The sequence below is a fragment of the Hymenobacter saemangeumensis genome, from assembly GCF_039541835.1.
Classification (GTDB): domain Bacteria; phylum Bacteroidota; class Bacteroidia; order Cytophagales; family Hymenobacteraceae; genus Hymenobacter; species Hymenobacter saemangeumensis.
This window is the reverse complement of record NZ_BAABGZ010000026.1, coordinates 22,099-41,767: the sequence shown is the minus strand read 5'-3', so window position 1 is coordinate 41,767 and position 19,669 is coordinate 22,099. Positions and strand designations below refer to the sequence as shown.

Genomic DNA, 19,669 nt, shown 5'->3' with positions numbered 1-19,669 from the left:
GCACCGAAGCGCCAACTCGGGCGCTTGCCAAGTGGCTACTCAGCAATAGAACAATTTAAGCCGAGTTCTGCAACAGCCACGAGCGTTTGTAGTGTACTCACCTGCGGACTTTTCAGCTTCGGTCGAAAAGAACCTCCCACACGGTTTTAGTACGGCCCTTATAGTCCACCAAGCAGGTGCGTCGCTTGAGGGTAGCCCGGTCGATGGGAACAAACCCGTGTTGCTGCGCCGCCAAAAACACCGCGCGGGCTTCCTCGGTGGCGGGTTGTTCAACGAGGCGCTCTCGGTCCATAATGGAGTCAAAGAGCAGAAAAAATTTGCCTACCAGCGACAGTAACAGGCAGTGCGCTTCTTGCTGGAGCAAGTGGTAAACCATGGCCGAATCGTAGTTCAGGTCAGTGGTGTCCGTGATGGCAAAGCGCAATGCCAGTTCGTCTATTAACCGCTGATAAGGCCGCTTATCGTACGTCTTTTGTAGAAAACCGTAGTGCGGAGCCGTGGCCGAACCGTGCGCAATGACAATGGCTTGGTTGATGGTGTCCAACAGGGGTGGTTGCTGCATGGAATTGTGGAGTGTAGCCAGGGACTTATTCGGGTGCAAGCCCTTCTAGTTCAGCGAAAGGGTAGAATGGGCAAACAAAATGTTTATGAAAACCGGTACCCACCTCCTCCCCAGGCAATAACACAAAAAAAGCCAGCTCACCCGAGCTGGCCCTTTCAAAACCGGGGCGCGGCGAGAATTCCCACCCAACACCGGACCCGATTCTAACCCCATCCGATTACCGGCGGAACAATAGTTCGCGGTACTTCACCAGGGGCCAGTCCTCATCGGCCACCATCTGCTCCAGCTTGTCGACTGCGCGGCGGATGGGGTCGAATTTCGTTTTTACTTCGGTGCAGTACGCAACGGCCCGCTCCCGACCGTCTTCGATGCGGTTGGCGGCCTTGCGGGCTTCCGTCATCTCGTCGACGTTGGTTTTGATGGCGGCTACGTAGCCCGAAATCTTCTTAATCATGTCCACCGTCACCTGGCTGTTCTCGTCGTCGAGGCCCAGCTCGCGCAGGCCGCGCACGTTGGTGATGAGCTTGGTCTGGTAGGCAATGGCCGTGGGGATGATGTGGTTCACGGCCAGGTCGCCCAGCACGCGGCTTTCAATCTGAATCTTTTTCTGGTAGTCTTCCAGCAGGATTTCGTGGCGGGCGTGCAGCTCCACTTCCGAAAAGATGCCGTGGCGGGAAAATAGCTCGGCGGCGTCTTCGCGCACAATGGCGTCGAGGGCGTGGGGCGTGGTGGGCACGTTGGCCAGGCCGCGGCGGGCCGCTTCTTCTTTCCATTCGTCGGAGTAGCCGTTGCCTTCGAAGCGGATGTTCTTGGAGCTGATAACGTACTCGCGCAGCACTTCCACGATGGCCACCTCTTTCTTCTTGCCCTGGTCAATCAGCGCGTCTACCGACTCCTTGAAGTCGATGAGCTGGTCGGCCACGATGGCGTTCAGCACGGTCATGGCCGACGAAGAGTTGGCCGAGGAGCCCACGGCGCGGAACTCGAACTTGTTGCCGGTGAAGGCGAAGGGCGAGGTGCGGTTGCGGTCGGTGTTGTCGAGCAGGATGGGCGGAATCTTGTCGATGCCCAGCTTGAGGTAGATGTTGTCGCCTTTGTCGAGCGGCACCTTGGCTGTGCGCTCCAGCTCGTCGAGCACCGAGTCCAGCATGGAGCCCACGAACACCGACATGATGGCCGGCGGCGCCTCGTTGGCCCCCAGGCGGTGGTCGTTGGAAGCCGAGGCGATGCTGGCGCGCAGCAGGTCGCCGTAGCGGTGCACGGCCTTGATGGTGGTGATGAAGAACGCCAGGAACTGCAGGTTTTCCTTGGGGCGGCGGCCGGGAGCCAGCAGGTTCACGCCGGTGTCGGTGCTCATCGCCCAGTTGTTGTGCTTGCCCGAGCCGTTCACGCCGGCAAAGGGCTTTTCGTGCAGCAGCACCTTGAAGTTGTGACGCTCGGCCACGCGCTCCATCACGTCCATCAGCAGCTGGTTGTGGTCCACCGCCAGGTTGGCGTCCTCAAAGGTGGGGGCGCACTCAAACTGGTTGGGCGCTACTTCGTTGTGGCGGGTGCGCAGCGGAATGCCGAGCAGGTTGGCTTCTTCTTCAAACTCCAGCATGAAGCCGTGCACGCGGGCCGGGATGGAGCCGAAGTAGTGGTCGTCGAGCTGCTGGCCTTTGGCCGGGGCGTGGCCGAACAGCGTGCGGCCGGTCATCACCAGGTCGGGGCGCGCGTCGAACAAAGCGCGGTCGACAAGGAAGTACTCCTGCTCGATACCCAGGGTGGTGTGCACCCGGCTCACGTCCTTGTCGAAGTACTGGCACACGTCGAGGGCAGCGCGCTCGAGCACACCCAGCGACTTCAGCAGCGGGGCCTTGTAGTCGAGGGCTTCGCCGGTGTAAGCCACGAAAATCGTGGGAATGCACAGGGTCTTGGCACCTACCGTCTCAATAATGAAAGCCGGCGAGGTGGGGTCCCAGGCGGTGTAGCCGCGGGCCTCGAAGGTGTTGCGGATGCCGCCGTTGGGGAACGAGGAGGCATCGGGCTCCTGCTGCACCAGCGCCGAGCCTTTGAAGTTCTCAATCGGTCGGCCGTCGGAATTGAGGTCGAAAAAGGAGTCGTGCTTTTCGGCGGTGGCGCCGGTCAGGGGCTGAAACCAGTGGGTGTAGTGGGTGGCACCCTTGGCCATGGCCCAGGTTTTCATGGCCGACGCCACGGCATCGGCCACGCTGCGCTCTACGGTAGCGCCTTGCTTGATGGCGGCCTGCAGCTTCTTGAAGTACTCGCCGGGCATAGTAGCCCGCATGGCTTCGAGGTTAAACACATTCTGCCCGTAGCTCTCGCTGCGCCGGGTGGCTACCGGTACTACCGTTTTTGCCTGACGCTGATTTACCAGTTCTAGTGCCTTGAATCGAAGGGTGGCCATGCGGGTGGGATTTATAAGTTCCTAGGAGTTGGAAGACCAAGGAAAGGAGGGTGTGTTTTCAATGGCAAATGTATACGAACAGAATCTTTTTGCACAAGCACCCTCCTAAATTGAAGGGGTGTTAAAGAAAAAGGCGATTAAATTCTGGGCACCCCCTTTTTTTCGCAAAGCCATGCTTCCGCAATCGATTGCGGTACCAATTCAAACGTTTGCACTCCGGCTTACCACCCGAGTTCCCCCGCCAGTTGCGCCCGTTTATAACTCGCTTACAGGGCCTTTTGGGCCAAGATTATTTTTTTGTTAACTCGTTTTTTTTTGTAAAAAGCTCGGGAAACCTATGATGGTTTTTCAAAAACGAGCTAAGAAGGGCCGGTTATCTTTGCCGGGTGAAGAACCGTTTTGCGTTTCAGCCGCGCTATTTTTTGTTCTGGCTGCTTTTTTTCGCGCTGGGCCGGGGCCTTTTCCTGCTCTATCACCTGGCATCTGCTAAGCTCTTGCCGGCTGCCACGCTGGGAGGCACCTTCCTCTATGGCCTGCGCCTCGATGCCTCGGCCGCCGCTTATCTGTCCATCCCCCCTTTTCTCTTCTTTATAATAGCAAGCATCGCGGGCCCCCGCTTTGCCCTGGGCAAAGTGGCCGGCGCATATACTGCCCTGGTGGCCTCGCTGCTGGCCCTGCTAATGACCGCCGACCTGGAGCTGTACCGGGCCTGGGGCTTTCGGCTCGACGACACCCCGCTGCAATATCTCAACTCCCCGGCCGAAATGGCGGCATCGGCCGGGAGCGCCCCTCTCCTACTATTAGGAATGGCCCTGCTGGTCTTGCTGAGCGCCGGCTGGGGCTTGTACCGGCTGCTGTTGCGGCCGCTACCTGCGCTACCCGCCTGGTTTGGGCGGCGGCGGGCTGCTCTGGCCGGGCTGCTGTACCTGGCCCTCTTGTTTGTACCCATGCGGGGCGGCACCCAGCAGGTACCGCTAAACCAAAGCGACGCTTACTTTTCCGAGCAGCAGTTTGCCAACCACGCGGCCCTGAACGCCCCCTGGAACCTGATGAGCGCGCTGCTGCTTCGCAAGGAAGAGCAGGCGCCGGTGGCTTTCATGCCCGATAGCGCGGCCCGCCGGCTGGTAGCCAGCGTTTACCCCCTGGCGGTGGGGGCTCCGGCTCCGGTCAACTCCACGCCTTCTATTCTGGCCGAGCCCCGGCCCAACGTGCTGTTCATCATTCTGGAAAGCTTCACTGCCAAGCTGGTGGGCAGCATGGGCGGCGAGCAAGGCGTGACGCCCAACCTCGACAGCCTGGCCCGCACGGGGGTGGCCTTCACCCAGGTGTATGCCTCGGGCGACCGCAGCCAGAAAGGCCTGGTGTCGCTGCTGTCGGGCTACCCGAGCCAGCCTACCACCAGCATCATCAAGTTTCCGCGTAAGATTGAGCAGCTCCCCCACCTCTGCCGCACACTGAAAGGGGCCGGCTACCGCTCCAGCTACTACTACGGCGGCGAGCTGGCCTTCGCCAACATGAAAAGCTACCTGCGCACCGGCGGCTACGAGCAGTTTACCGAGCGCGACGACTTTAGCCAGGCCGAGCAGAACTCCAAGTGGGGAGCCCACGACCACGTGCTGTTCAACCGGCTGCTGCGCGATTTGCGGCAGCAGCCCCAGCCATTTTTCGCTACTGCTTTTACCCTGAGCAGCCACGAGCCCTTCGAGATACCCACAAAGCCCAGGTTTGCGGGCAGCGACGAGACAGCTTTGTTCCGCAACTCGGTGCATTACACCGACTATGCGCTGGGCAATTTCCTGCGTGAAGCCCGTAAGCAGCCCTGGTATGCCCATACCCTGCTGGTGCTCGTGGCCGACCACGGCCACATGCTGCCTGGCCCCTGGACTACCGACGAATACACCAAGTTTCACATCCCGCTGGTGCTGGCCGGCGGCGCTCTGCGCCCCGAGGTACGCGGCAAAGTAGTGGCCACCATTGGCTCGCAGACAGACGTGGCCGCCACCCTGCTGCGGCAGCTGCAGCTGCCCGCCAACGCGTTTGTCTGGAGCCGCGACCTGCTCGCACCCGCCGCCAGGCCCTTTGCATATTACTGCTATAATGACGGCTTCGGCGCCGTCGGCCCCAATGGCTGGCTGGCTTTCGATAATGTGAGCCGGAAAGTAACAGTAGGCGACTCAATGGCCCTCAGCTCGTTGAAGCGCCTGGGGCAGGCCATGGAGCAGGTATCGATGGCCGACTTCTCGCGTAAGTGAGTTTGGGATGGGGTGAAGAGGTGAGGAGGTGAGGAAGTAGAAAGAAGAACGTCATGCTGAGCGGAGCCGAAGGCGTAGGCTAAGCATCTTGCCCGCAGCAGTAATTCCATTTGATTGGGCTTACTCTCGTGGTAGAGATGCTTTGACTCCGCTACGCTGCGCTCAGCATGACGTTCTTATTGCCACATCAGCACATCAGCACATCACCTCCTCACTTCATCACCTCTTCACCCCATCACCCCATCAGGCAATGCCGACGTACCTTTGCGCCTGCTATGCCTACTCCCCAATCCGTTGCCTTTTATACCCTCGGCTGCAAGCTTAACTTTTCTGAAACCTCGGCTATTGGCCGGCAGTTCGAAGAAAAGGGCTTTCAGAAGGTGGCTTTTGAAGCCGGGGCCGACTTATACATTATTAATACCTGCTCCGTTACGGACCATGCCGACCGCAAGTGCCGTAAGGTAGTGCAGCAGGCGCTGAAGCATAATCCCGAGGCGTTTGTGGCCATCGTGGGCTGCTATGCCCAGCTCAAGCCCCAGGAAATTGCCGGAATTCCGGGCGTGAGTGCCGTGCTGGGTGCCGCGGAGAAGTTTCAGCTCGTGGATATCCTGGCCGGTTTTCAGAAGCCAGCTGCCGGGCAGCCCGGCGCGGTGCATGCCTCGCCCATCAGCGAGGCCACGGAGTTTGTGGCGGCTCATTCCTTTGGCGACCGCACCCGCACCTTCCTGAAGGTGCAGGACGGCTGCGACTACTCCTGCTCGTTCTGCACCATTCCGCTGGCGCGGGGCGGCAGCCGCTCGGGCAGCGTGGCCAGCGTGGTGGAGCGCGTGGAGAAGCTGGCCGAAACCGGCGTGAAGGAGATTGTGCTTACCGGCGTCAACCTTGGCGACTTCGGCCTGCAGGGGCCGGAGCGAGCGCGGCTGGAAAACTTTACGGATTTGGTGAAAGCCCTCGACCAGGTAAATGGCATCCGCCGCTTCCGCATCAGCAGCTGCGAGCCCAACCTGCTCACCGACCAGATTCTGGAAACTGTGGCGGCCTCCTCGCGCTTCATGCCCCATTTCCACATCCCCCTGCAAAGCGGGTCCGATAAGATTCTGGGCCTGATGCGCCGCCGCTACCGCCGCGAGCTTTACGCCAGCCGCGTGGCCCGCATCAAGGAGCTGATGCCCCACGCCTGCATTGGCGTGGACGTGATTGTGGGCTTTCCCGGCGAAACCGATGCCGATTTCCTCGACACCTATCACTTCCTGAACGAGCTGCCCATCAGCTACCTGCACGTATTCCCCTACTCCGAGCGGACCGACACCCTGGCCCCCACCTTGCCTGGGCGGGTGCAGGACCGGGTGCGGCACGAGCGCACCACCCAGCTGCGCAGCCTGTCGGAAAAGAAAAAGCGCTTTTTCTACGAGCAGCACCTGGGCCTGGAAACCGATGTGCTGTTCGAGGACGACGTTACCGACGGCCGTATGGAAGGCTTCACCCCCAACTACATCCGCGTAGCCGCTAAATACGACCCGCTGCTGGTAGGCGAGCTGAAAACCCTGCGGCTTACCCAAATCAATAACCTGGGTCTGATGGAAGCTGAAGAAGTAGGCATTCTCGTCTGAACCGCAGATTGACGCAGATTTAACGGATTACACAGATTCGAAAGTCCAGTTGTCAGCAAACACCAAATGAAATGGCCACTGCAACAGGAGCAGTGGCCATTTTGCTTTTGAAAGAAGAATAGGCTGCGTTGAATCCGTTCTTATCCGTCAAATCTGCGGTCCTGAATCCGTTCTTATCCGTTAAATCCGCGTCAATCTGCGGTTCAGACAGCTTTTCGGGTCAGCTCCAGCATCTCGCGCAGCATTTGCTGCTGCTCCAGCAGGTGCTGATTGCGCAGCTCGGCCAGGGCCAGCTGGTGCTGCAGGTGCTGGGTTTGCAGGGCCAGGGCCAGGCTGGCATCGGCCGGGGCCGCAGGTGCTGGGGCAGGCGCGGCCGGGGCCGCTGTGGGGGGCAGGGCAGTGGGCTGGGGGGCTGCTGGTGCCGGTGCTGGAGCAGGAGCCGAAGTTGAATCCGGTATTGGTGCCGATTGTTCCTGCGGCGGGGTAACCGATGCGCGGGCCGGCACCGTGGCCGAAGCTGCCAAAGCCAGGGTAGCAGCAATGTCGGCCGGCTGCAGGGCGTTGCCCGCTGCGGCGCGACGGGGGGCTGGTATTTCCAACTCTTCAAACTCCAGAGCCTCCTGTTTCACTGTGGGCGGTATGGCCGGACTCGCCTTTGGCGGCAAAGCTTCTGCTGGCTCAGCGTCAAGCATCATGGGGCCTTTGCCAAGCAGCAGCCAGTCTCTTGATACATTTGGGTAAATCTCGAAAACCTTGTACAGCAGGTCGTAGCCGGGCTTGTTGCGCCCATCCATCAGGTGCTGGATTACACTGGCGGTTTTTCCCAGAGAGAGCGCAAAAGCATTTTTGCTTATGCCTAGCTGCTTGATTAGCTGGGCAAAGCGCTGGTTGATGGTTTCAGAAGATTTGGGCGCCATAGCACTTACACAAATGTGGTTTCGCACAAATGTAAAGCCGCATCCTACTTCTTAACGCTTTTTCCTACCGCTTCAGGCAACAGCAACGGCTGCAACAAGGGGCTCAGGCGGAGCCGGGTGTAGGGAAAGCGGTAGGTGGCGTCGGGCTCGCCGCTGGGCCGCAGGCGGTGGAAGCCGGCGCTATAGAAAATCAGCAGCTGCTTGGGCGTGAGGGCAAAATCCTGAAAGTCGGGCGGACTAGCACCGTCTTCGATTTCGGTGCCAAACCGCACCCGCCCGGCCTGTTGGTTCCAATGAAGGGTCTCGGTCATATATGCCAGGGTTTCGGAATCGACCCGCGCCGTGCGGGCCTTGGCCAGCGCCTCGCCAAACCGGCGGTTGATGGCGCCGCGCATTCGGGCTTCCAATTGTTCCGGCGACTCGGCCACCAGGTCGAAAAGCTGCAGCTCGCGGCCGGTGCGCAGGTCGAACGTGACGTGACGAAACGCCTCCCACGAATAAGCACCGGTAGATTCCAGCGTGTACGCCAACGACAGCAGCCCTTGCTGATTGAGCAGCACTGCGTAGCTGCTGCCGGTGAGCCCGGAGCCGGCGGCCATCCAGCGTTTGGCTTCCGCATCGTAGCAGCATTCGAGCTCCGCCGCGCGCAGCCGCTGGCGCAGGCTTTGCCCGGGCCTGGCTTCCGACTGGGTCATCAGCTCCGCGATGCGGCGATTGATGAGCCCAGCCACAGTCGCATCAGGCAGCTTTACCTGTGGAACCTGAAAGCGGCCGTCCCGACGCCCTTCGGTCACAGTAGTAATTTGGGCACGGCCCGCGGCAACAGCTTGGGCCTGCACTCCCGCTGGCAGCCAGGCCACGGCCACAAGCAAACAGACATTCCGCATCATCCGTCAAACCCGTTAAAAGCTGCGTTCCTACTCGTAGCGCAGGCTTTCAATCGGGTCGAGCGCCGCCGCCTTACCGGCCGGGTAGTAGCCCGAAGCCAGGCCCACGGTCACGCAGATGAACAGGCCCAGCATCATCCAGCCCCAGGGCACCAGGAAGCTGCCGGTGCCTACCAGCAGGGCCACGCCGTTGCCGCCCAGCACGCCCAGCAGAATGCCCAGCGCCCCGCCCAGCACGCAGATAACGATGGCCTCAATCAAAAACTGCTGCCGTATCTGCCGGGCCGTTGCCCCCAGGGCTTTGCGGATGCCAATCTCGCGGGTGCGCTCCGTTACCGACACCAGCATGATGTTCATCAGGGCGATGCTGGCGCCGAGCAGGGTGATAAAGGCAATGATGCCGCCGCCCATTTTCATCTTACCGGAGAGGCTGTCCAGGTCGTTGGCCAGCGACTCGCTGCTTTCTACCTCGAAGCTGTCTTCCTGCCCCAGCTTGTCGTGGCGCACGGCCCGCATAATGCCGGTGGCCTGGCCCATCAGAAAGCGCATGGTTTCGGGCCGCATAGTCGCCGTTTTGATGTCGTAGGTCAGGGCCCGCTGCCGTGGCAGCTGGTTGCCGGTTTCCAGCGGCACCAGCGCGATGCGGTCGGCCCCGCCCCCACCCATGGTGCTGCCGCTTTTTTCGAGCAGGCCCACCACCTGAAAGCGGCGGCCCAGCGCAAACACGTACTTGCCCACGGGCGACTGCCGCGGAAACAGCTTGTCGCGGATTTCCTGGCCCACAATCATCACGTTGGCCCCGCTGCTGAGCTCGGCCTGGGAAAATACCCGCCCCTCGGCCATGTTGTAGCCTTTGATGCGCAGGTAGTTTTCATCACCGGCCACCACCTCCATGTTGGGGTTGGTTTTCTGGCCGTTGGCTTTCACCTCCGTGGCCCCGGCGATAAAAGCAGAGATGCCCACCTGGGCATCGGCGCCCAGCTGCTCGCTCATTTGCTGCTTGTACTGCCGGGCCTGCAGGTAGTTGATGGCCGGGTACTGCTTGCCGCTACGCCCGCCGCGCCGGAAGCGGTTGGTGTAGCCCTTGGCCCGCAGGTCGAAGGAGTTGGCTCCCAGGCTGGCAAAGGTGTCGGTCAGGGACGCCTTCATGGCATCGATGCCGGTAAGAATGCCCACCAGCGCAAACAGGCCGATGCTGACAATAAGGGCGGTAAGCACCGTGCGCAGCAGGTTGCCGTGAATGGAGCGCAGCGATTCCCGGATGTTTTCGAGCAGATTCATGGGGCGAGTAGTAGGCAGTTTGCAACCAGGGCACTGCGGCCAATGTGCGCAGGTCGGGTAACAATGGACGCCCCAAAGTTCGCCCCTGCGGCGTAACTTGAACCACCTTTGCGGCAACCCCGTTTGCTGTTTGCGTCTCTTTTTATAAAAACTATGCTTTTGAAGCGCTTTATTCTATCCCTGCTGCTGCTGGTGGGCTGGCTGGCGGCTCCGCTTGCGGCCCGCGCCAACCACGTGTTCATTCCCATGGACAACACCCAGAAGGAGCACCTTAAAGCCTATGGGCTGGCCTTCTGGCTGCTGCAGCGCGAGGTGCCCGTCGACTGGCTGCTGAACTACCGCGGCGGGTCCTTTGCCTTTGAAACCGTGAGCGGCGCCGAAAACGAACTGGCCGTGCGTGGCATCACCTACCAGGTGATTTCCGAGGCCCAGTACACCGGCATTCTCTCCGAGATTGCCGACCCCAACGCCAACATGGACGTGATGAAGCTGGAGAAGGTGCCCAAGATTGCGGTGTACACGCCCAAGGGCAAGCAGCCCTGGGACGACGCCGTAACCATGGTGCTGACCTACGCCGAGATTCCCTACGACCAGATTTACGACGACGAGGTGCTGGCCGGCGTGCTGCCCAAGTACGACTGGCTGCACCTGCACCACGAAGACTTTACCGGGCAGTACGGCAAGTTCTACGCTACTTACCGCTTTGCCTCCTGGTACCAGCAGCAGCAGCGCGACGCCGAAGCGGCTGCCAAGCGCAACAACTTCGCCAAGGTCAGCCAGATGAAGGCCGCCGTGGCCGTGAAGATGCAGGAGTTTATTGCCGGCGGCGGCTTCCAGTTTGCCATGTGCTCGGCCACCGACTCCTACGACATTGCCCTGGCGGGCCTGGGCGTCGACATGGTGGAGAGCATGTACGACGGCGACGGCTCCGACCCCGCAGCCCAGTCCAAGCTCAACTACAACCGCTGCCTGGCTTTCCACAACTTCCAGCTCGTGCGCGACCCTTACCAGTACGAGTACTCCAACATCGACATGCAGCAGCAGGAGCGCGGCCTGTACGAGCAGAACGACTTTTTCTCGCTCTTTACCTTCTCGGCCAAGTACGACCCCGTGCCGACCATGCTGTGCCAGAACCACGAAAAAACCATTCACGGCTTCATGGGCCAGACCACGGCCTTCCGCAAAAGCCTGATTAAGTCGGACGTGGTGATTATGGGCGACACCAAGCAGACCGGCGAAGCCCGCTACATTCACGGCACCCTGGGCAAGGGCACCTGGACGTTCTATGGCGGCCACGACCCCGAAGACTACCAGCATTTGGTAGGCGAAGACCCGACCGACCTCACCCTGCACCCCAACTCGCCCGGCTACCGCCTCATCTTGAACAACGTGCTGTTTCCGGCCGCCAAGAAGAAGAAGCAGAAAACCTAAGCCCGGCCCACACCTCGTGAGCCAAACCTCAAGCCCCGGCCCCAGAAGCCGGGGCTTTTTTCATTCGTTTAGCTGCGTTTGCTTTTTTGTCTTTTATCCTGAAACAAGAAGCAATTGTGCCTGGCCAACTATTTACATCAATTATCCATGCTCAGCCCATAAAATCAGGCTTATTAGTTGAAAAGGGCTTAACTTGCATTGCCCCCACTATGTCCCCTTCCTTATTTTATGCGTTATCTTCTGATTGCACTTCTACTGGTTCTTTCTTTATTTACCAATGCGCAGGCCCAGGTAGTGAGCCCGCTGGCTGCCGGCGACTCCCTACGTAAGGCATCCTGCCACAATGGGGCGCTTCGCCGCACGGCACTAAAGGTCGGCGTGCCGGTAGGCCTAGTGGGCCTGGCCTGGCTGGGGCATACCCAGGGCAACGTCGTCAATACGGCTAAATCGGACCTGCAGACCCGCACCCAGGCGGCATTCCCGAACTTCGACGCCAACGGGCTCGACGACTACTCCCGCCATGCTCCCCTGGCCATGGCCTACGCCATGATGGCCACCGGCCGCCGGGGCGAGCGCACGCCCCTGGCCTTTACCCTGATTTATGTGATGGCCCACGAGCTGGATGGCGCCGTAGTGAGCAACCTCAAGCGCGAAACAGCCATTGCCCGGCCTTTCGACCCCAACTCGCTCACGTCCTTTCCCTCGTCGCATACCTCCCAGGCCTTCCTTACGGCTACGCTGCTGCATGAGCAGTACGGACGGGAATATCCCTGGCTGAGCGTGAGCGGCTACGCCGTGGCCACCGCCACCGGCGCCCTGCGCGTGCTGGGCAACCGCCACTGGGTAAACGACGTGCTGGCAGGCGGCGCCATCGGCTTTCTCTCAGCGGAAGCGGCGTGGCATGTTTTCCCCCTGCTGACCAAGCTGATGCCCGAGAAAGTAGGCCAGAAGCTTTTGCTGGTGCCCACGTATTTGCCCGGCGGGGCCGGCATTGCCCTGGCCTTTCAGCCCTAGCGCAAAGGAAACGGCCCTGGGTTGGTGCTTGAACAGGCTTTTGCCCCGACCTTAGTAGCCTATTCGATTTCACAATGAATTTTCTACGCCTCAACCGTTCCTCATCCTTCCTCGCCTGCTTCTCACTGTTTTTTGCCTTGCTGACTTCCTGCAGCAAAGACAGCGCTGCGCCCACCGTCGGTAAAATCACCGGCACCATTGTGCCGGCCGCCGCCGTGGCCAGCATCCTGGCCGAAGGCCCGGACGGCAGCTCGACCACGGTTTCGCCGAACACCGATAACGGGGAGTTTTCCATTGCCAACCTGAAGGCCGGCAGCTATGTGCTGCGCTTTTCGGCCGCGACCGGCTACACCAACCCGGCCGACCGCAACGTGTCGGTGGCGGCGGGTGAAACCAACAACGTGGGCACCATCCGGGCCACGGCCTTCGTCATTGGCAGCGTAGAGGGCAGCTGCAGCCCGGCCAACGGCCTGCGCGCCATTGTGCTCAGCGAGCCCGGCACCCAGGGCGGCCCCATCGTGTACCCCGATGTGAACGGCTACTTCCGCTTTCCCAACGTGGCGCCCGGCACCTACAACGTTTCCTTCGACGCCAATTCGGGCTTTCAGCAGCCGGCCCCGCGCACCATCACGGTGAGCGGCGGCACCTCCTCGCTGGGTGTAATCGCCGTAACTCCTACGGGCCCCACCTCCCGCCCCCTGAGCGGCACGGTTCGCTGGACTACCAACGGCACGGGCTACAGCAGCACCAGCCTGACGGGCAACATGTTCCTCAACAACGGCGCCCCCAGCTCGTTTTCCTTGTCGGCCACCTCACTTAACGGCACCGTGGCCGATTTGCTGGGCTTGTCCAGCGGCTGCACCGCTCCCGGGGTGTACTACCTGAGCACCACCACCAGCAACACCGGCACTTACCTGCGCACCTACGGCGGGGTGCCGGGCCCCTCCTACGAAACGCGCAACCGCAACGGCACCAACGGCACCGTCACGATTACGGCCATCGACGCTACCGCCCGCACCCTCAGCGGCACCTTTGGCTTTGTGGCCTACGAGCCCCCGCTGGCCACGGGCAGCGTCACGGTGTCGAATGGCAGCTTTACGCTGAGCTACTAGCCTATTCCTGATAGCCGAAGCCCCTGTCCTATGTGACAGCAGGGGCTCACTGTGTTAACAATAGTCAGAATGCTTAGCTTTTTAGCCCGCTTGAGCCCATCCGGTTTCATCGAATGCCTTCGCGCCTGCGCCCTGCTATTGGGCCTTTTGCTAACAGCCTGCGCCGCTCCGCGCCCCACCCTCAGCCAAGCACCAGAGCTGCCTCGCGAATATGAGGTAACCCGCTACAAGCGGCGTGACTTATCCGGAGCTCCCGTGCTAACGGGCCAGGTGAAGTTGGTGCAGTACCAGAAGCTTTTCACGGGTGTGGGAATTTGTATCTGGGTGGATGACGACACAAAGCAGAACCCTGAGCGTTTTCATTTTACGAATGAGGAAGGCCGCTACGTCCGCACATTGATGCCCGGCACTCATCTGCTAAAAGCTGGAATGATAGGTATAAACACTGCCTATGTGCGCGACCTGACCGTGGAGGCCGGCGACTCTATCCGCATAGACTTTTGCTTGAGGGTGCAGGAAAGCGCTTCGCACTAGTATCCGGCTTAGATTCTTTAATCACTGCTGTTTGGCAGTAGCTGCCGAAGCATCGGTTTTTGTTTCTGGTCAGAACGACAACCAGAAACCAGCAACCAGAGACACCCGGCTACAGCACGCATCGCACAAGTTCGTGCGTAACAGCAGCTATTCAGGGCTGGCAGCTCATTCCAACCCGGCCGTGCATCATTCAGCCCGCCCCTCCCGTTAGAACAGTTTTAAAGCCGAACCTGGCGGGCACTCCGCTCGCCGGCAGCGCTTGTCCGACTGTCTCTGCATGGAAGACCTCAACCACCCCACGAACTACGGCCTCTCGGCCAGCCGCGAAGAGCCGGCTGAAGAAACAGCAGCCAACCCCCTGCCCCGGGCAGTACTGCGCCTCAACAACCACGTGCTGCTCGACGGCGAGTGGCGCTTTGCCATCGACACCGAAGATGTGGGCCTGCGCGACGGCTGGCACCTGGGCCGTTACTACGAGTACAAAGCCAGCTGGCCCGGCTCGGTGGAAGAGCACATTGCCAAGGCCCACGGGCAGCCCGAGCCGGCTGCCTGGCACGATAAGGTGGTGGTATGGTACGAGCGGGAGTTTGAGCTCCCCACCCGTGGCGAGCCCCAGGACAGCTCCATGTTTCAGCTCACCTTCGGCGCCTGCGGCTACGAAACCCGCGTGTGGCTCAACGGCCGCCTGCTGCGCACCATCGAGGGCGAGGAAGTGCACTACGGCGAGTACACCTCGTTTTCGTACGAGCTGCGCGAGGAAAACCTGCGCCCCGTGAACCGCCTCACCGTGCGCATTGCCGACACCATGGACGCCGAAACGCCCCGCGGCAAGCAGGAAAGCCACGTGTACAAGCGCGGCGGCATCTGGTACCAGACCTACACCGGGGCCGTGCGCAGCGTGTGGCTGGAAATGGTGGAGCGCAACCGCCTGCGCTCCCGCGTGGGCGTGGTGAGCGTGGTGGAAGACCAGCTCGTGCGCTTCAACTTTACCCTGCGCATTCACGACCCAGGCCACTACGTGGTGCGCCTGCAGGTATTCGAGCGCAGTGCGTCACCCGACTCGGTGCCCCTGGCCTCCTCCGACTTTCCCATGCGCCTCGAAGCCGGGCAGCGCGAGCAGCGCCTGCCCATGGAGCTGCCCGGCGCCCGGCTGTGGTCGCCGGACTCGCCCAACCTCTACCGCCTGGTGGCCCAGCTCATCGACGAATCTGGCTACGTGGCGCAGATTGAGTCGCACTTCGGCCTGCGCAAGATTGAGTCGCGCGGCTGCTACGTGTACCTCAACAACGAGCGCACCTACCTCGACGGCATCCTCTACCAGCCCGGCACGGCCACTTACGAGGAGATGCGCCGCCACATGCACGCCATGAAAGCCCTGGGCTGCAACCTGGTGCGGGTACACATCGCCGGCGTCGACCCCCGCCTCTACAACCTGGCCGACGAGCTGGGCCTGCTGCTGTGGGTGGAAGTGCCCAGCCCGCACAGCTCCACGCCCCGCAGCCGCGAAAACCACCAGGCCGAGCTGCTGCGCATGCTGGCCCTCATCGAAACCCACCCCTCGGTGGTTATCTGGAGCCTTTACAATGAAGACTGGGGCGCCCAGGACATTGCCACCAACCCCGAAACCCGGCGCTACATCGTGGATACCTACCACTACATGCAGATTGCCCACCCCCAGTTCCTGGTGGTCGACAACGATGGCTGGCACCACATTTCCCACACCGGCCGCCTGAAGTCGGACCTGCTCACGGCCCACCTCTACACCCCCGACCTCACGCGCTGGCAGGAGCTGCTCGACCGCCTGGTAAACGGGGAGATGGAAGGCACCGCAGCCTTTCCGCTGGTGGTGGGCGACCCGTTTTTCTACCGCCGCCAGGTACCGCTGATTGTAAGCGAATGGGGCGGCTTCGGCTTTCCCGACTACGGCGGGCCGCAGGATGCGGAGGCGCGCACGGCCAGCATCGCCGCCTTCAAGCAGGAGCTGCGCCGCCGCCCCATCGCCGGCGACGTCTACACCCAGGCCACCAACATCGAAGACGAGCGCAACGGGCTGATTGACCCGCACAGCGGAGCCTTGAGCGTGCCCGAGGGACTGTTGAAATCGCATGGAGAGGAAAAGCCACAAGGGTGACTGAAGACCAAGATTTGCTGAAAAAGCGACTTTTATAGGTGATTATAGGGAAAGGTCAGCCGGGCAATGAAGATTGTATACATTTACTTATCCTCTCGCTCGGCTTCTCTTTGCTCATGAAATCCTTGTCTTGCTACTGGCTGCTGTTGAGCGCTTTTTTTCTACTTTCAGTCAGCGGATGCTCAAAAAAGGAGGAACCTATACCTTCCACCGGCACGCTCGATGGCATCGTAAGCCCGGCCGGGGCAGTTACGCAGTTATCAATACTAAGCTCAGGTGGCCAGCTTATTACGGTATTGCCGAATGCTGCAACAGGGGCTTTCTCGTTGAAAAACCTCGCTTCGGACGACTATACATTAACCTTCCAGGCAAATAGCAACTATACTGCACCTAGGCCACGCACGGTGCAAGTAGTAGCGGGACAGCATACCGCGCTCGGGACCATCGCAGCGGTGCGACTATTATCTGGCCCACCCAGCGGCAGGATGGAATTGCGGGCCAATGATACTACCTATACCACAACCGTAGTTGGTGGCTTTGTCCCGCTACCCGGCAATACAATTATTTTGAACGCTACTTTCGGACAAGGCACAGCAGAGCGAGGAATTAACATTATGGTACCGAATTTTTCGGGTGTTGGCACTTACACGTTCCCCATTAATACAAGTAGCAGTTACCCGTATCACGAGGCAAATTATGGACGCTTTCTTGATGGCTACCGAATAAACTACCGCACAAGTACTTCCCCTAGCAACATGCAAGTTGCTGCCTACGACCCTGCTACTCGCACTATATCCGGCACCTTTACCTGCATAAATATGTATCCAATGAGGATTCCGTCCCCTCCTAATATCACCATCAGCGGCACCTTCAACTTAACCTTTTGAGCAAAGGGCAGGGGAATTATCACCAACCAGATAGGGCACACGGGCATACTGGCTTACGACCTCAAAATACCCAAAAGTAGGTATTGCTACCCGTTGGGAATAGCCGGAGATTTGCCTCAGTTACCCCTGAGGCTTTTCTCACCGCTATTTTTCCTGCAAGTACCCCGAATTCGCCGGCCCCCACCCAGGGGCCGGTGTTTTTTTGGCCGTTGCGGGCCATTGCCGGCGTATCTTTGTTGTGTTGATGCGGCCCTTTTGCCGCAGCTTTACCCGCTGATTCCTGCTATGTCTGCACCCGCTGCCTATACGACCGACGCCATCCTGAAAGCCCTCAGCTACGTGGAAGAGCCCGACCTGGGCCAGGACCTGGTGACGCTCAACATGATTGAAAACGTGGTGGTAGAAGGCAAAACCGTGTCGTTCACGGTGGTGCTCACCACGCCAGCCTGCCCGCTCAAGCAGATGATTCACGATGCCTGCGAGCGCGCCATTCACACCATGGTCGACAAAGACGCCAACGTGGTGATTCAGATGACCTCGCGGGTGACCAGCATGCGCAACAACCGCGGCGACCTGCTGCCGGGCGTGAAAAACATAGTGGCCATTGCCTCGGGCAAGGGCGGCGTGGGCAAAAGCACCGTGACGGCCAACCTGGCCGTGGCCCTGGCCGCCTCCGGCGCCAAGGTGGGCCTGGTCGATGCCGACATCTCCGGCCCCAGCATGCCGGTCATGTTTGGCGTGGAAGACGCCCAGCCCCACGTATTTCAGGGCCCCAACGGCAAAAACCTGATTCAGCCCATCGTCAAGTACGGCGTGAAGCTGATGAGCATCGGCTTCCTGGCCCCGGCCGAGTCGGCCATTGTGTGGCGCGGCCCCATGGCCTCCTCGGCCCTCAAGCAGTTCATCACCGAAGTGGATTGGGGCGAGCTCGACTACCTGCTGCTCGACCTGCCGCCCGGTACCTCCGACATTCACCTCACCCTGGTGCAGACCGTGCCCGTAACGGGCACCGTCATCGTGACCACGCCGCAGAAAGTGGCCCTGGCCGATGCCCAGAAAGGCCTGCAGATGTTCCGCCAGCCCCAGATTAACGTGCCCGTGCTGGGCGTGGTGGAGAATATGGCCTGGTTTACGCCGGCCGAGCTGCCCGAGAACAAGTACTTCATCTTCGGCGAAGGCGGTGGGCAGCGCCTGGCCGCGCAGCACGACATCCCGCTGCTGGGCCAGCTGCCGCTGGTGCAGAGCATCCGCGAAAACGGCGACCAGGGCCAGCCGGCTGTGCTCGACCCCAAGTCGCCGGTCGGCCTGGCCTTTGCCGAGCTGGCCGAGTCGGTGGCCCGCCAAATCAGCATCCGCAACAACGTAGCCCCGAAAACCCAGGTCGTGACAATGAACAATTAGCAATGAGCAATGAACAATTGTCTTTTTGTTCGCTGTTGACTCATTTGCCTTCCTTGCTAATTGCCCCCAGTTAATCATACCAATGGAAAATCACCCTCTCCTTCCGCGCGTCGAAGCTGCCCTGGATGCGCTGCGCCCCTACCTCGTGACCGATGGCGGCAACGTGCGCGTGGCCAACATCACGCCCGAGGGCGTTCTCCAGCTGGAATGGGAAGGCGCCTGCGGGGCCTGCCCCATGTCGCCCATGACTCGCGCCGGCCTGGAAGACACCGTGAAGAAAGCCGTACCCGAAATCACGGCTGTAGAGGCGAAGTAAGCAAACATTCCGGGCAACTAAGCCCAGCAGTGCCGCACGCCGGTAGCTTAAGGATTATAAAACACCAAAGCCCCAGCGGGGCGGCCCTCCCCGGTCGAGGGTCGCCCCGCTGGGGCTTATAGGTACAGCTTGCTGGCCGCTGTCTAAGCGCCGCGACGAGTGCGCTCTCTTGGGTAGGTCGAGTTACAAATTGCCCTACTATCGGCTGGCAGTTTTACGACCTGCGGTTGATAAACTGCGGCCGGCAGCCGCTGCTTCAGCTGCTTACAATCCGTCTCCGGGGTAATAGCAGCTCAGAATGGACTCCATCTTTGTCTCGCCATTGGCCACGGCTTGCATCTGGGTCCGCTCCGGGGCGGCCAGCAGGGGCAGCAGGGGCTGTGCCACGGCGTTGAACTGCGCGAAGGCGTCGAGCAGCTGGGCGTCCCATTCCTGGTGGAAGTTGAGCAGGTCGTCGGGCATGACGCGGGTGCGGTTGCTGCCGGGCTCGGGCACGCAGTCGAAGGGCTCGGTGGGGTTGAGGTAGCCGTAGTCGTCGGTGAGCTCCTCGCCGGGCTGTATGTCGCGTACGGCCAGCTCGCAGTTGTAGGCCGTGCTCATGCAGGAAGAGCGGAAGCTGTGGTTGACGAAGCGGGCATTGTCGGCGCAGAGCACGTAGTCGCCGAGGTGGTCGCGGTAGCTGTACTTGTCCACGAAAGCCCGCTGCAGCGGCTCCAGGGCCTGCAGCTCAGCGGGCGTAATTATCTGGTCGAGCGAATCGAACACCCAGGTGATGGTGCCCTTGGGAATCAGCTTGGTAGCTACCACCCCAAACCCGATTTCGGGACTGATGAAGCGAAGCTCGGTGTCGGGGTGAATCATGGGGCGAGGTGGAATAAAGCGGCGTAAGTCTAGTTAAAAGTTGAGAGTAAAAGTTAAAAAATTGGC

General features: G+C 60.6%; 16 protein-coding genes. 10 read left to right on the top strand and 6 right to left on the bottom strand.

From position 1 onward, the window contains the following. Window positions 1-112: 112 nt before the first annotated feature. Both ABD919_RS11830 and ABD919_RS11825 read right to left on the bottom strand, forming a co-directional pair. Window positions 113-562, bottom strand: a complete 450-nt coding sequence (locus ABD919_RS11830; RefSeq protein WP_345236220.1) for a hypothetical protein — start codon at window positions 560-562, stop codon at window positions 113-115. Between the two features lie 217 nt (window positions 563-779). Further along, window positions 780-2,969, bottom strand: coding sequence for a glutamine synthetase III family protein (locus ABD919_RS11825; protein ID WP_345236219.1), 2,190 nt, complete (start codon window positions 2,967-2,969; stop codon window positions 780-782). Between the two features lie 422 nt (window positions 2,970-3,391). Here ABD919_RS11825 and ABD919_RS11820 point away from each other — a divergent pair, with 422 nt between their 5' ends. Beyond that, window positions 3,392-5,221: an LTA synthase family protein gene (locus tag ABD919_RS11820; protein ID WP_345236218.1), complete on the top strand. Its 1,830-nt coding sequence runs from the start codon at window positions 3,392-3,394 to the stop codon at window positions 5,219-5,221. A gap of 275 nt (window positions 5,222-5,496) precedes the next feature. Then, window positions 5,497-6,831 (top strand): tRNA (N(6)-L-threonylcarbamoyladenosine(37)-C(2))-methylthiotransferase MtaB, encoded by a 1,335-nt coding sequence (gene mtaB / locus ABD919_RS11815; protein ID WP_345236217.1) that lies wholly within the window; start codon window positions 5,497-5,499, stop codon window positions 6,829-6,831. A gap of 203 nt (window positions 6,832-7,034) precedes the next feature. Here the strand turns inward: mtaB and ABD919_RS11810 are convergent, their stop codons facing one another. The 3 genes from ABD919_RS11810 to ABD919_RS11800 all read right to left on the bottom strand — a co-directional run bounded on the left by ABD919_RS11810 (window position 7,035) and on the right by ABD919_RS11800 (window position 9,916). Beyond that, window positions 7,035-7,748, bottom strand: coding sequence for a hypothetical protein (locus ABD919_RS11810; RefSeq protein WP_345236216.1), 714 nt, complete (start codon window positions 7,746-7,748; stop codon window positions 7,035-7,037). 44 nt (window positions 7,749-7,792) lie between these two features. Beyond that, entirely contained in the window at window positions 7,793-8,479 is a 687-nt protein-coding gene (locus ABD919_RS11805) for a hypothetical protein (protein ID WP_345236215.1), read from the bottom strand. A 186-nt stretch (window positions 8,480-8,665) separates the two neighbouring features. Continuing rightward, window positions 8,666-9,916, bottom strand: coding sequence for an ABC transporter permease (locus tag ABD919_RS11800; protein WP_345236214.1), 1,251 nt, complete (start codon window positions 9,914-9,916; stop codon window positions 8,666-8,668). A gap of 153 nt (window positions 9,917-10,069) precedes the next feature. Between ABD919_RS11800 and ABD919_RS11795 the strand changes: the two genes are divergently transcribed. The 8 genes from ABD919_RS11795 (at window position 10,070) to ABD919_RS11760 (ending at window position 18,742) form a co-directional block, all read left to right on the top strand. Next, complete coding sequence (locus ABD919_RS11795) at window positions 10,070-11,347, top strand: asparagine synthetase B (RefSeq protein ID WP_345236213.1); 1,278 nt, start codon at window positions 10,070-10,072, stop codon at window positions 11,345-11,347. Window positions 11,348-11,575: 228 nt separating this feature from the next. Continuing rightward, window positions 11,576-12,361 (top strand): phosphatase PAP2 family protein, encoded by a 786-nt coding sequence (locus ABD919_RS11790; RefSeq protein ID WP_345236212.1) that lies wholly within the window; start codon window positions 11,576-11,578, stop codon window positions 12,359-12,361. 74 nt (window positions 12,362-12,435) lie between these two features. Continuing rightward, on the top strand, window positions 12,436-13,473 hold the full coding sequence (locus tag ABD919_RS11785) for a DUF6252 domain-containing protein (protein ID WP_345236211.1): 1,038 nt from the start codon (window positions 12,436-12,438) through the stop codon (window positions 13,471-13,473). 69 nt (window positions 13,474-13,542) lie between these two features. Then, window positions 13,543-14,007, top strand: coding sequence for a carboxypeptidase-like regulatory domain-containing protein (locus ABD919_RS11780; RefSeq protein ID WP_345236210.1), 465 nt, complete (start codon window positions 13,543-13,545; stop codon window positions 14,005-14,007). Window positions 14,008-14,284: 277 nt separating this feature from the next. Beyond that, a complete protein-coding gene (locus tag ABD919_RS11775; protein WP_345236209.1) occupies window positions 14,285-16,138 on the top strand; it encodes a glycoside hydrolase family 2 protein in 1,854 nt (617 codons plus the stop codon). A 116-nt stretch (window positions 16,139-16,254) separates the two neighbouring features. After that, window positions 16,255-17,025, top strand: coding sequence for a hypothetical protein (locus ABD919_RS11770; protein WP_345236208.1), 771 nt, complete (start codon window positions 16,255-16,257; stop codon window positions 17,023-17,025). Window positions 17,026-17,310: 285 nt separating this feature from the next. Beyond that, window positions 17,311-18,426 carry an Mrp/NBP35 family ATP-binding protein gene (locus ABD919_RS11765; protein ID WP_345236207.1) on the top strand — a complete coding sequence of 372 codons (1,116 nt, stop codon included), beginning with the start codon at window positions 17,311-17,313 and terminating at the stop codon, window positions 18,424-18,426. Window positions 18,427-18,508: 82 nt separating this feature from the next. Continuing rightward, window positions 18,509-18,742, top strand: coding sequence for a NifU family protein (locus ABD919_RS11760; RefSeq protein WP_345236206.1), 234 nt, complete (start codon window positions 18,509-18,511; stop codon window positions 18,740-18,742). Window positions 18,743-19,006: 264 nt separating this feature from the next. Here ABD919_RS11760 and ABD919_RS11755 read toward each other — a convergent pair whose 3' ends face one another. After that, the gene (locus ABD919_RS11755) at window positions 19,007-19,603 is read right to left on the bottom strand and encodes an SET domain-containing protein (protein ID WP_345236205.1); all 597 of its coding nucleotides are present in this window, start codon (window positions 19,601-19,603) and stop codon (window positions 19,007-19,009) included. Window positions 19,604-19,669 lie beyond the last annotated feature (66 nt).